Consider the following 13,616-nt stretch of genomic DNA (forward strand, 5'->3'; position numbering starts at 1 on the left):
AATCATCCCCTTAAAAATCAAATAAACGATAAAAAAATCTTGCCATTTTTTTTACTTTTTCTCTAAAAAGCTTTTTTCATAATATGATTCGTCTGCCAAAACAGCCTTCACCAATTGCGCATTAATTCTATGCCCACTACAATAAGAACGAAATAATCCAATAAAAGGTGCCCCAAGCAAAGCAGTATCACCAATCGCATCAAGCATCTTGTGCCGAACACATTCATTCTCCCAATAAGGACCATCGGGATTTAAAATTTTATCATTAAGGTCGATAACAAGAGAATTTTCCAAAGAAGCGCCTCTCGCCTTTCCAGAAAGCCTTAATTCTTCCACGTCTTTGATAAAACCAAAAGTGCGCGCACGTGACAAATCATCCCTAAACCCTCGTGTGGTAAGATCAAAACTGAAATGTTGCTTACCAATAGCAGAAGAAGGAAAAGAGATCGTTATATCAAAACGACGTCCATCGAATGGCAAAAGCTCTGCAACACCATGAGCTCCTTCAACTCGCACCGGCTTTTTTATAATGAAATAAGAACGCAACGCATTTTGCTGTACAATACCAACATCTTCAAAAGCTTGGCAATATAGCCACGCTGAACCATCCAAAATAGGAATCTCATTATGTGACACTTCAATAACAAGATTATCCAAATTATAAGCAGCAATTGCCGCCATCAAATGTTCAATTGTTTCAACCCTTACATCTCCATCTCCAAGTACTGTTGATAATTCAGTTTTTCCTGTTTGCGATGCATGGGCTTGAAATATTTTCTCTGTTCCGTCTAATCCACAACGCTTAAAAACAATACCACACCCAACATCCGCTGGACAAACCTTTACCACTGACAAACAGCCACTATGAACGCCAATCCCCTTAAATGTTACTGCTTTTTTAAGAGTAGACTGATATTTTGGTACTAAATTCATCATATCATTTTATTAAATTGCTTGTACATCTTTTAACAAAATTTATAAAACTATAAAAAATATTCATAGTAAATAATAAAAAAAACCGCTTATTGTAAGCGGTCTTTTTAAAACAAAGTATTTTATCCAAAAAACAGTAATATATTTTACTGTATAATTTTTGACTGAGCATTAAAGAAATAATAAAATTTCTTACTTTACCTCATTTTTCATCAATTAATTTGCCTGACGACGTAAAAATGCTGGTATTTCCAACTGATCTTCTTCACTTATAAAAGTACGCTGATCTTGTGGTACCTGAGGATGCAGCTCACCAGAACGACGTGGAACATAAACAGAAGCATCTTGAGAAAGCGCCTGAGAATTTTTATTGTAAACATGAGAATCTTTCTGCTGAGACGATCTAACAGCAGGCTCCAGCCTCGCTTCTGGCTCAGCTTCTTCACGATGTGTCAAGCTCTGTTTCAAACGCTGCCAAAGATTACGAGGACCTTGATCAGTCACAAATGTTCTTTGACTTTGTCCATGAGCAACAGGTGGAAAATCCTTTAACTCAGGCATACGCATTGGAGCGCGCGCTTGCATTTGTTGCATTTGTTTTGGTTGCACTGGCTTTTCTTTTTGCTTCACAAGCCCTGTCATCTCATCAAGAACATGCGCTGTTGCCTCCATACTCACAGGAGCCGTCATCGCCTGTTGAGAACCACGGCTTACTTGCATACGAGGCACATTGGATCTCTGTTCCTGAACAGCATTTGAACCATACGCAACAGCATTCGTGGCACTTCGTGTCGTCATTGCTTCTGCAGGTTGTGCAAAAATTTGACTTTTGGGACGGAACTGTTCTCCGGTTGATTTACCCTTCTCTATTTCAAGTGATTCGATCACTTCTACCATTGACTCAGAACGCAGAGGCGATGATTGAACATGAAAAGAACTATGTGACGTTCCAGGATCGCTCTTGCGTATTGAAGAAGCAGGCCTTTGAATCTGAGGATGAGAGGACTGAACCACATCACTAACTTCACGATCAATACCGGTGGCAACCACAGAAACACGAATAACACCTTCCAATGACTCATCATCAATAGCGCCAAAGATCACATTCGCATCAGCATCTACTTCTTCACGAATACGATTAGCAGCTTCATCAACCTCAAAGAGAGTCATATCACGACCACCCGTAATAGAAATCAGTAAACCACGCGCCCCACGCATAGAAGTATCATCTAACAATGGGTTCGCAATAGCAGCTTCAGCAGCAGCCAAAGCACGCCCATCACCAGATGCCTCACCGGTTCCCATCATGGCTCGACCCATTTCGTGCATAACAGAACGAACATCAGCAAAATCAAGGTTAATCAAACCCTCTTTAATCATCAAATCCGTAATGGAAGCAACACCAGAATAAAGCACTTGGTCAGCCATAGCAAAAGCATCAGCAAATGTTGTCTTATCATTTGCAATACGGAAAAGATTTTGATTGGGAATAACAATCAATGTATCGACAGACTTTTGTAATTCTTCAATACCAGCCTCTGCCGTTTTCATACGACGTGCCCCTTCAAACTGAAAAGGCTTTGTCACAACACCAACAGTCAAAATACCTTTTTCACGCGCTGCGCGAGCAACAACGGGAGCAGCTCCTGTTCCAGTTCCTCCCCCCATACCAGCAGTAATGAAAACCATATGAGAGTCTGCAAGATGATCAATAATTTCATCAATACATTCCTCCGCCGCCGCTTGCCCAACTTCCGGTAAAGCACCAGCACCCAAACCTTCTGTCACAGCTGCCCCAAGTTGGATAACACGTTCAGCCTTTGACATAGCTAAAGCCTGTGCATCCGTATTTGCAACAACAAAGTCAACTCCCTGAAGACCAGCATTTATCATATTATTCACGGCATTCCCGCCACCACCTCCAACACCAAAAACGGTAATGCGTGGCTTCAATTCCGCGATATCTGGCCGATGCAGATTAATCGTCATTTTCTTTTCCTTCTCATAAGACACCGCAAGCCAAAGCGATGAAATTTATCCAACTAGACTTAACTAAAAACTCTCACGCAACCACTGACCAACACGCTGAAAATACCCACGCGTGCCCATCGATAAATGATTTCCTGCCGCCTGCATTGTTTTTTCTTCAAAACCCACCAATTGCGGATAAATTAACAACCCAACAGCAGATGTAAACGCCGCCCCTTTTGCAAGAGAAGGAAGCCTCGAAATACCTAAAGGCCGCCCGATACGAACATTTCTTCCTAATATAGTACGTGCCATTTCTGGCAATCCTGTTAACTGGCTTGCTCCCCCAGTCAAAATAACACGTTTACCAATGATGTGACCAAAACCAGAACGATTTAAACAATCACGGACCATTTCTAAAATTTCTTCAACACGCGCACGAATGATACGCCCAAGAACTGCGCGAGGATATTGAGTTTCACGCTGTTCACTCCCAATTTCTGCTACATTAATCATTTGCCGCTCATCAGCACTTGTTAAAAGTGCTGAACCATAAACAACTTTTAAACGTTCCGCCTCTGTTAAAGACATAGAAAATCCGCGCGCAACATCAAGAGTGACATGATGCCCCCCAACAGCAAGAGCATCTGCATGAATAAATTTCCCCTCAAAAAACACTGAAAATGTTGTTGTTCCACCACCAAAATCAATACATGCAGCCCCTAAATGCGCCTCATCATTCATCAAAACAGCAAGACCACTTGCAAAGGGAGTGGCAACCATTGCTTCAACACTCAAATGTGCACGATTAATACAAGTTTCTAAATTACGCAAAGATGCTGTTTCCGCTGTTACCACATGCACATCGACACCAAATGTTTCCCCTGCCATGCCAATAGGATCAAAAATTCCTTTATCTCCATCCAATACATAAGAAACTGGAACTGAGTGCATAACATGACGTTCAGCATCAAAGGCTTTGCGCGAAACATCTGAAAAGGCCATACGCATATCACGCTTGGTGACTTCACGACCATTCAAATGGACCATTCCATTAATCAAAGCACTTTGTAATCGACTTGAGGAAAAATTCACAATCACTGAATCCACCACCAAACCCGCCATTTTTTCTGCCGCATCAACAGCCAATCTTATTGATTGTTCTGCTGCAAACATATCCATAACAACACCGGATTTAATACCACGTGAACGCTGCACTCCAAAGCCTAGAATTTCCGTAGAATGTGTACGACCATGTAAATAGTGTGCATGCTTCAAAGGACGCAAACAAGCAATAAGACAAACAATCTTACTTGAACCGACATCAAGTACCGTTAAAAAACGTGTTTTACGCCCCTTCAAATGATGTGATCTGAGTAGCATCATAGGCTTCCTGCCTTTCGCGCTTTTAAAATACGTTCTTCTTCTGCTACAGTAGTATGATAACGCTCCAACGTTTCATCTGATAAAGAAACAGTAATTCGATCAGCAAGACGTAAATCAACACTGAGAATATCGCGAGATAAAAGATCTTGCATTGTACCGGACGAAAAAAGAGAAGAAAGCCTTTCAAGAGCACCATTTTCAGGCAACATAACGCGCATTCCATTATTCAAAACAAGATCCCAACGTCGATCACCTACCCGCACAAAAGCACGAATACGATCATATACTTCCGGATAGACTGACAGCGCTTGAATAAACACTTTAGCAGCATTTTGTGCACCCTGCCCAACCACAAGAGGTAAATCCCGAACAATTTCTCCTTTAAAAGGCACAATGACACGACCTGTATTATCAACAATATCCATTATGCCATCATGTTGCCAAATGGCATAGGGTTCACGCTCCACGATGGAAATGCGCATTCTATTGGGATAAATTTTCTGAACATTAGCCGATTGCACCCAAGCCTGTTTTTCCAACAGAGAACGCGCTCTTTCAACATCAAAAGTGAATATAGAAGGCGCAACATCAAGTTTTAAAATTTTAAAAATATCCTGCTTTGCCAAGCGCTTATTACCGCTTATATCGACATGAGTGACCACAAAACTACTATCCAATATGATCGTATTTACGATCACAGCCATCTGACCACTTGATGAAAGTCCATAAAAAGCCGTAACAAAGAAAAACCACACAACAGCAAAAGAGCCAAAATGGCGTGGAATATGAATATTGACAAAAACAAACTCAAACATAAACCGAAGAAAACGACGATAAAGACGTGGCAAAGCCGGCACTGAAAGCACCTCCATCGGAACATTTGTTTTATTAACATTCAACGCATACATGATGCGTCCTCCACCATCCATTGAACAATATCGCCGTAAGTACGGCCGCTCGCTTTTGCAATATCAGGAAGAAGAGACGTCGAGGTCATACCTGGTTGCGTATTAATTTCAAGCCAAACCAATTCTCCCGTTTTTTCATCAAAACGAAAATCAGAACGGCTAACACCTCGACACCCTATCGCCTGATGGGCTGCTAAAGACATTCTTTGCACACTTTGGTAAATATTTAGTGAAAGTTGTGCAGGACAAATATGAAGAGAACCACCCGTTTTATATTTTGAGTCATAATCGTAGAATGGAAAGTGTTTATCGGGAAGAATTTCACACACATCCAGCACTTCGTTCCCCAAAACAGCACAAGTCAATTCACGACCAGGAATATATTTTTCAATCATCACCTCATCGGCATACCCCCACTCAGCTCCCCCAATATTATGCGGCGGTGCAGCTTCATTTCCTTGAACAATGACAACACCAAAACTTGATCCTTCACACACAGGTTTAATTACATAAGGAGGCTCCATGGGATGCGTTCGGCCCAAAGCAAAGCGGCTCATGATACGAGAAGGAGCAACACAAACCCCAACATTTGCAACGATAATTTTTGCACGTCCCTTATCCATTGCCAAAGCAGATGCCATCACGCCAGAATGAGTATAAGGAATTTTTAAATATTCAAGAATCCCCTGAATCCGGCCATCTTCACCAAATGGACCATGCAACGCATTGAAGGCAATATCGGGCTGCAACTGTTCAAGAACAGAAGCAATATGAGCATCAACATCCACGCGGCTCACGCGATACCCCTGCACCTCTAAAACATCAGCACACGCCGCCCCTGAAGATAAACTTATAGACCGTTCAGAAGAAAAACCTCCCATTAACACAGCTATATGTTTATCTTTCATAATAAATCACCCTCTTTCGCATACTATATGTAGTCTATATAGAATACATCAGCACTACATACAGGAAAAACAAAGTTTATCCTTGCGAATCAATAACCTAGCATTTTGCATAATGAATCAGACTCAAAAGCCTGATGCAAGAGATTCTTTGTTAATTTATTGATTCTTAATAGAAATTTTTTATTATCTCTTTGAAATGACTCAATTTTTTATTTTCACTTTTTAGTGAACAATAAATCAATGAAATGGATCAAAAGGAGAAACACTTCGACCACGCTCAAATTGACCAATACGCTCTATTTCCCATTGTAAAAGGTGGGCTGAATTTGCAAAAACACGCGCACGCACTGTTTCTCCCAATGCTTCAAGATCATATCCTGTTGCTTGCCCTGTATTAATCATAAAATTACAGTGCATTTCACTCATTTGAGCGCCACCAATCTGTAAACCACGACACCCTGCTTCATCAATCACGCGCCACGCGGATGTATTCTCAGGGTTTTTGAAAGTTGACCCCCCTGTTTTTTCGCGAATAGGTTGCACTTTTTCTCTGTGGAGGGCAACTTCATCCATAGCAGCACGAATATCATCTTTATTGCCGAGTTTTCCTTCTAATAAAGCAGCCGTAAAAATAAAATCTTTAGGAATATCACAATGGCGATAGGAATAATGCATATCTTTCACACTCAAGATATGACGTTGCCCTTTACGATCCAGCGCATAGACCTCGACAACACGCGCTGCGGTTTCAACACCATTCGCACCCGCATTCATTTTGAGAGCTCCCCCAAGACCTCCAGGAATACCATGATAAAAATGAAAACCTGCAATCTCAGCTTCTAAAGCGGCAGCAGCTAAATGTTTATCCGCCGTACCAGCACCAACTAAAAAGCCTTTTGGAGAAACTTGTTTCACTTGCCCAAATTTTTTTGGCGAAAGACGAATCACAACACCAGGAACCCCCCCATCACGCACCAGAAGATTAGAACCGATACCGACAATTGTGACAGGAATAAATTCAGGCAAATTTTGAAGGAAAAGAGCTAAATCTTCCTCATCAACAGGCTGATAAAAAAGTTCTGCCAACCCACCAGTGCGAAACCACGTCACCTTACGCATCTCAACATTAGGTGTAAGCTTGCCTCTTATACCCCCCAACAGTGGTTGCAATTGCGCCAATAACGCCTCACCATCAATGTGCTGAAAATTTATCATGACCATCCAATACCGACAACTGATGAGGCAAAGCACAAGCCCATTGTGTGATATTGCCAGCACCAAGAAAAACCACATAATCCTCTGCCTGAGCAAATGTTGAGACAAGAGACACAACATCTTCCAGACCATGTATTAAGCGCACATCACGATGACCAGCCATTTTAATATGCTCTACCAATTCTTGAGAACCAAATCCTACAATAGGTTCTTCACCAGCCGCATAAACGGGCGTAATCAACACTGTATCTGCATCATTAAAACAAGCAGCAAAATCATCAAATAAATGATACAAACGCGAATACCGATGGGGTTGTGCAATCGCAATAACACGCCCTTTTGCACTCTCACGTGCAGCACGCAAAACTGCCTTTATTTCAACAGGATGATGTCCATAATCATCAAATATTTCAATGCCACGCCAACTTCCTGTTCGCGTAAAACGCCGTTTTACTCCGCCAAATTCTGCTAAGCCCCTTTTTATAGCTTCATTTGAAATGCCAAGTTCATGCGCAATAGCAATCGCCGCCGTTGCATTGGCAACATTATGCTGCCCTGCCATGGGCAAAAGCAAATTTTTTAACTCAATCTTTCTTCCTGTTTTGCGTGAGCGAACAAGAACATCAAAATGCGTTTTTTGACCATCCATCGAAAGATTAAGAAAACGAACATCCGCTTGTGGATTTTCACCATAAGTGATCACCCAACGATCATCAATACGGCCCGCCAATGACTGAACCTCTGGATGATCAAGACACAAAACAGCAAAACCATAAAAAGGAACATTTTCTACGAATTGCCGAAAAGCCTCACGCACAGCATCAAAATTTCCATAATGATCCAAATGCTCAGCGTCAATATTGGTAACAACAGCAATATCAGCAGGCAGCTTTAAAAATGTACCATCACTTTCATCAGCTTCAACAATCATCCAATCGCCATCTCCTGTACGAGAATTCGTACCATAAGCATTAATAATACCGCCATTAATCACCACTGGATCAAAATGACCAGCATCAAGAAGGGCTGCGACCATTGATGTGGTTGTTGTTTTACCATGTGTACCACCCACCGCAATTGCACGCCGAAACCGCATCAGCTCCGCCAGCATTTCTGCACGTCTGACAAGCGGCAAATGTCTTTCCTTTGCAGCAATATACTCAGGATTTGTTTTTTTAACGGCAGTAGAAAAAACAACAACCTCTGCATTCCCTAAGTTTTCAGCACAATGACCTATATGAACGTTAATTCCTTTTTTCCGCAAACGTTCAACATTTGCACTTTCAACTTGATCTGACCCTTGAACTTTATAGCCAAGATTATAAAAAACCTCCGCAATTCCACTCATACCGATCCCCCCGATTCCGATAAAATGGATAACGCCTATATCAAGTGGCATTTTCATTAAAAAGCTCCTCTTTTATATTTGACAACAATCGCCCTGCAATTAAGGATTCAGCCATATCAGCAAGGCGACGGGTTGCATGAGGTTGTCCAACTTTTTTTGCAGCAAGCGCTTGTTTTTCCAATAAATGGGGCGCACAACAAGCGTGCATTAAAAGAGAAGAAAGCTTTTGTGCATTTAAATCTTTTTCTGATATAATTTGCGCTCCCCCCACACGAGCAAGCAAAGCTGCATTGGCAGCCTGATCATGATCTAAAGCATGGGGATAGGGAACAAGCAAAGCAGGTCTACCAATCACCGCTATCTCACAAACGGACGAAGCCCCAGCGCGCGACAAAATAAAATGAGCATGTGCCATACGTTCAGCCATATCATCAAAGAAAGGAGCAACTTCTGCTTGTACCCCCATATCACGATAGATTTTGATCAACCTTCCTGCTTCACCGCGGACTTGCTGTACAATTCGTAAACGTTTACGGTTCTTATCATCAAATAAAGCAATAGCTTCTGGAACAATATGTGAAAAAGCAGAAGCCCCTTGGCTACCTCCAAAAATCAAAAAATTAAATGGCTTTTCCTCCTCTGAAGAATGATAAGGAATTTTGGACGCCTTCAACACAGCCTCACGGACAGGATTCCCCGTCAAAAGTATTTTATGAGCATAAGTGCCATTTGGCGACAACAAGCCACCAGCGATTGCACGCACAAAAATTGCCAACACCCGATTGGCACGCCCCATAACAGCATTTTGTTCATGAATAAATGTCACACGCCTCGTTAAAGCCGCAATAAAAAGAGGAGGAAAGCTCGGATACCCCCCAAATCCTCCAACAAGAACAGGACGTAATTTATAAAACAACGCCAACGATTGCCCCATACCCCTTAGCAAAGACCAAAACGTCTTTATCAGAGCAAAAGGATGGCGTCGTGTAAATGTTGCCGATGAAACGATATGAATATGCCCTTCATCAAAACACCGAACAAAAGGGCGTGCTCTTTCATCTGTTATTAAATGAACATCATATCCACGCTGCCTTAATTCAACAGAAAGGGCTTCAGCAGGAAAAAGATGTCCACCTGTACCACCAGCCACCAAAATAATAACTTTTTTATCATTCATAAGGGGTATCCAAGACAGAAGAGGAAGAAAAAGCTGAAAGGCGCGCTTCTGGCCAACGACGTGTTAAACTAAGCAAAATGCCCATTGAAAACGCAATCGCCACCATCGAAGAACCACCATAAGAAATAAAAGGCAATGTCATACCTTTTGGAGGAATTAAGTGAAGATTAACGGCCATATTAATAGCTGATTGAAAGCCAATCATCATTGCTATGCCAGTAATACCAAGACGTATAAAGGAATCACGTGTATTCATGGCTATATACAATGAACGCATAACGATAAAGCCAAACAGCATCATAATTAATAAACAAAGAATAATACCATATTCTTCAGCAGCAACGGAAAATACAAAATCTGTATGGCTATCAGGAATGATACGTTTTACTGTGCCCTCCCCAGGACCTTGCCCAAACCAACCACCATTCAAAATAGCCTCACGTCCCACATCCACTTGAAAAGTATCTCCTTCACCTGTCAAAAAACCATTGATCCGCTCGCGCACATGATGCAGAAAAAAATAAGCTAAAATAATTCCTACAACGCCTAAAATGAGAAAGAGAAAAATAATAGTAAGAGGGACACCAGCAATAAAAAACAGCCCCCCCCATGTTGCACTTATTAAAACTGTTTGTCCAATATCAGGCTGCAAAACCAGAAGCACACAACAAATGGCATAAAGTAGAATCGCTAACGTATAACCCAGAATGCCCCTCTTGCGTATCTGTTCCGAAAAAAGCCAAGCGGACATAACCACAAAAGCTGGCTTCATAAATTCTGAAGCCTGTACAGAAAAACTAAATAGTAGAATCCACCTCCGTGCTCCCTTTAATTCTGGACCCCAAAATAAGGTTGCAACCATAAGAGCAAGCGTTACAATGAGCAAAAGAGCACATAAACGACGAATATTAGAAAGCGAAAAAAAGGAAATGGTAACCATCGTAAAAAATGCTGAAATGCTAAAAATGATATGCCACCGAACAAAATAAAAACTATCAGCAATTCCGATTTTTTTTGCAATAATAGGGCTGGCAGCAAAAGACAGCATAATGCCAATTCCCATTAAAATTAAACAAGCTGCAAAGATAGAGCGATCAATCGTCCACCACCAATTAGCAATTGGATCTCTATCTGCACGCGTCACCATGATATCCACCTTATCCATTTTATAAATTATCTCAAAGTGATATGGTTCCCCAGCCTGTTTAACAAACACTTTAAAAACTAAATTACATAAAAAAAGATTCTGGAGTCTTAACGCAAAAATATTTTTTTATAACTGATGCTTTTTTATTGTAACTGCATCACAAAAGAGACAAATGCTTCGCCTCGCATTTCATAATTTTTAAATTGGTCATAACTTGCACAAGCAGGTGACAAAAGAACCGTCACCTCTTTTTCCTTACAACCCATTGCGTCAACAGCTGCTTCACGCACCGCATTTTTCAAAGTTAAGCTCATAGAAAAGGGAAAAGCAGATCCAATAGTGCGAGCAAATTCTTCCGCCGCGCTCCCAATCAAATAAGCTTTACGAATTTTAGGAAAAAATTCTCTAAGAGACTCTATCCCTCCCTTTTTTGCCTGTCCTCCAACAATCCAAAAAATATCATTAAAGGTGGAAAGCGCAGGAGCTGTTGCATCTGCATTAGTAGCCTTGCTGTCATTGATAAACAAAACCGCCCCCATTTTACGCACCTGCTGCATACGATGATCCAACCCTTTATAACTTGCCAAATGCTTGTTCACAGAAGGATCGGTTATTTTTAAAGCCTGCAATGCTGCTAATGCCATAAGGGCATTTTGCGCATTATGACTCCCACGTAACACCGCCATAGGAGCAAGATCTGCAAGCATATGGCGCTGTCCTTGACGAACAGAAAAGAGCTTTGTCCCATCTGCATAAAAACCATTTTCAACAAAATGATCCTTGGAAACTGCCTCAATTTGCTTCCCATCATGAAGTAACTGTTGATATAAAACCCGACAAGCTGCATCATCAACTGAAATGAAAGCCTGAGAAGCCTGAGCAATCAGATGCCTTTTGGTTTGCACATAACAGGCAAAACTCCCATGTCGATCAATATGATCAGGTGTTAAATTCAATAAAAGTCCAATGGTCGGCTGAAGAGAGGGAGTAAGATCAATTTGAAATGATGAACATTCAATCACATAGATACGTTTTTTAACAAATGGCTTAAGCGTCAATATTGCTTTTCCGATATTTCCCCCCATCTGCACATCATAGCCCATTTTTTCCAACAAATGCGCAAGTAAAGCCGTTGTGGTTGACTTGCCATTCGTCCCCGTAATCGCAATGAAAGGAACATCTTGGTCACACAAACCATAATGTTGTAAAAAATGCTGGCGCGCACGAACAAATAATTCAATATCACCGATAATTTCTATATTTTTTTTTCGTGCTTTTTCAACAATCCAATGGGGCTGAGGATAACTTAAAGGAACTCCAGGAGCTACAATCAATGCAACAAATTCTGACCAATCTTCATAACGGAGATCTCGTGTTGGAATATTGTGCCGAAAAGCCATTTGCACGCTTGAAGAACTATCATCCCACGCCACCACTTCTGCACCACCACACATCAATGCTTGTGCCGTTGCTAGTCCAGACTGTCCCAATCCAAACAGAGCAACTTTTTGACCTTTATAACACGTAACAGAAATCACATTCTCACCGCAATTTAAGTGTTGAAAGACCTATGAGAGCGAGAACAATCGAAATAATCCAAAAGCGTATCACGACTTGGCTTTCAGTCCAGCCTTTTTTCTCAAAATGATGATGTATCGGTGCCATAAGAAACACGCGTTTTCTTGTTAATTTGAAATAACCAACCTGAATAACGACTGAAAAAGCTTCCACAACAAAAAGCCCACCAATAAGAACCAAAACAATTTCGTGTTTCGTAGCAACCGCAACAGTCCCTAAGAGTCCTCCAAGAGCCAATGAACCAGTATCTCCCATAAAAATAGCTGCAGGTGGTGCATTAAACCATAAAAAACCAAGCCCTGCCCCAACAACAGCTCCCAATAAAACAGCCAATTCACCTGTTCCCGATACATAATGGATTTGGAGATAATCAGCAAAATTCATATTACCAGAAAGATAAGCAATCAGAGCAAAAGATAAAGCTGCAACCATCACAGGAACAATAGCAAGCCCATCGAGTCCATCCGTTAAATTAACCGCATTACCCGTCGCAACAATGACGAAAGCAGAAAAAGGAATAAAAAACCAGCCCAAATTGATAAGATAATCTTTTAAAAAAGGCAAAGCTAATCCAGATGAGCCAATTTTCAAGATGGCAAAAGCCGCAATTGCCGCAACAAAAAACTCCAAGCTTAATCGTGCTTTCCCAGAAAATCCTTTGTCTGTTTGTTTTGTGACCTTAAGATAATCGTCATAAAATCCAATTCCCCCAAAAGAAAGCATAACCAATAGCGATACCCAAAAATAAATATTCGATAAATTACCCCATAAAAATGCCGATACCACAATGCCGATTAAAATCATCAATCCACCCATTGTAGGTGTTCCAGCCTTTTTAAAATGTGTTTGAGGACCATCAGCACGAATCGGTTGCCCCTTACCCTGCCGCAATTTAAGAGAAGCAATGATGCTAGGTCCAAACAAAAAGACGATAAGCCCCGAAGTAAGCATAGCCGCTATCGTGCGAAAAGTAATATAACGAAATACATTCACACCTGGAAGCCAATCACTAAACGAAGAAAAAAATAGCATCATGGAATAAAAAAAC

At 41.2% G+C, this 13,616-nt stretch carries 11 protein-coding genes; all 11 read right to left on the reverse strand.

Features of this window, described 5'->3' with window-relative positions:
- Positions 1-51: 51 nt before the first annotated feature.
- Complete coding sequence (lpxC, locus tag ACFINY_RS06170; protein ID WP_375612002.1) at positions 52-936, reverse strand: UDP-3-O-acyl-N-acetylglucosamine deacetylase; 885 nt, start codon at positions 934-936, stop codon at positions 52-54.
- A 213-nt stretch (positions 937-1,149) separates the two neighbouring features.
- Complete coding sequence (gene ftsZ / locus ACFINY_RS06175; RefSeq protein WP_375612001.1) at positions 1,150-2,922, reverse strand: cell division protein FtsZ; 1,773 nt, start codon at positions 2,920-2,922, stop codon at positions 1,150-1,152.
- A 63-nt stretch (positions 2,923-2,985) separates the two neighbouring features.
- A complete protein-coding gene (gene ftsA / locus ACFINY_RS06180) occupies positions 2,986-4,287 on the reverse strand; it encodes a cell division protein FtsA (protein ID WP_375650999.1) in 1,302 nt (433 codons plus the stop codon).
- Complete coding sequence (locus tag ACFINY_RS06185) at positions 4,284-5,195, reverse strand: cell division protein FtsQ/DivIB (protein ID WP_375618227.1); 912 nt, start codon at positions 5,193-5,195, stop codon at positions 4,284-4,286. Before ACFINY_RS06185 ends, ftsA begins: the two co-directional genes overlap by 4 nt.
- Entirely contained in the window at positions 5,183-6,103 is a 921-nt protein-coding gene (locus ACFINY_RS06190; protein WP_375611998.1) for a D-alanine--D-alanine ligase, read from the reverse strand. The genes ACFINY_RS06185 and ACFINY_RS06190 overlap by 13 nt, the downstream gene beginning before the upstream one ends.
- Before the next feature lie 237 nt (positions 6,104-6,340).
- Positions 6,341-7,318, reverse strand: a complete 978-nt coding sequence (gene murB, locus ACFINY_RS06195; RefSeq protein ID WP_375611997.1) for a UDP-N-acetylmuramate dehydrogenase — start codon at positions 7,316-7,318, stop codon at positions 6,341-6,343.
- Entirely contained in the window at positions 7,296-8,723 is a 1,428-nt protein-coding gene (gene murC, locus ACFINY_RS06200) for a UDP-N-acetylmuramate--L-alanine ligase (RefSeq protein WP_375611996.1), read from the reverse strand. The genes murB and murC overlap by 23 nt, the downstream gene beginning before the upstream one ends.
- Complete coding sequence (murG, locus tag ACFINY_RS06205; protein ID WP_375611995.1) at positions 8,707-9,843, reverse strand: undecaprenyldiphospho-muramoylpentapeptide beta-N-acetylglucosaminyltransferase; 1,137 nt, start codon at positions 9,841-9,843, stop codon at positions 8,707-8,709. Before murG ends, murC begins: the two co-directional genes overlap by 17 nt.
- A complete protein-coding gene (locus ACFINY_RS06210) occupies positions 9,836-10,990 on the reverse strand; it encodes an FtsW/RodA/SpoVE family cell cycle protein (protein ID WP_375611994.1) in 1,155 nt (384 codons plus the stop codon). Before ACFINY_RS06210 ends, murG begins: the two co-directional genes overlap by 8 nt.
- A gap of 143 nt (positions 10,991-11,133) precedes the next feature.
- Positions 11,134-12,528 (reverse strand): UDP-N-acetylmuramoyl-L-alanine--D-glutamate ligase, encoded by a 1,395-nt coding sequence (gene murD, locus ACFINY_RS06215; protein ID WP_375611993.1) that lies wholly within the window; start codon positions 12,526-12,528, stop codon positions 11,134-11,136.
- Between the two features lie 4 nt (positions 12,529-12,532).
- On the reverse strand, positions 12,533-13,603 hold the full coding sequence (gene mraY, locus ACFINY_RS06220; RefSeq protein WP_375611992.1) for a phospho-N-acetylmuramoyl-pentapeptide-transferase: 1,071 nt from the start codon (positions 13,601-13,603) through the stop codon (positions 12,533-12,535).
- Positions 13,604-13,616: the final 13 nt, after the last annotated feature.

It is taken from the genome of Bartonella sp. AA23NXGY (assembly GCF_042197165.1).
Lineage (GTDB): Bacteria > Pseudomonadota > Alphaproteobacteria > Rhizobiales > Rhizobiaceae > Bartonella.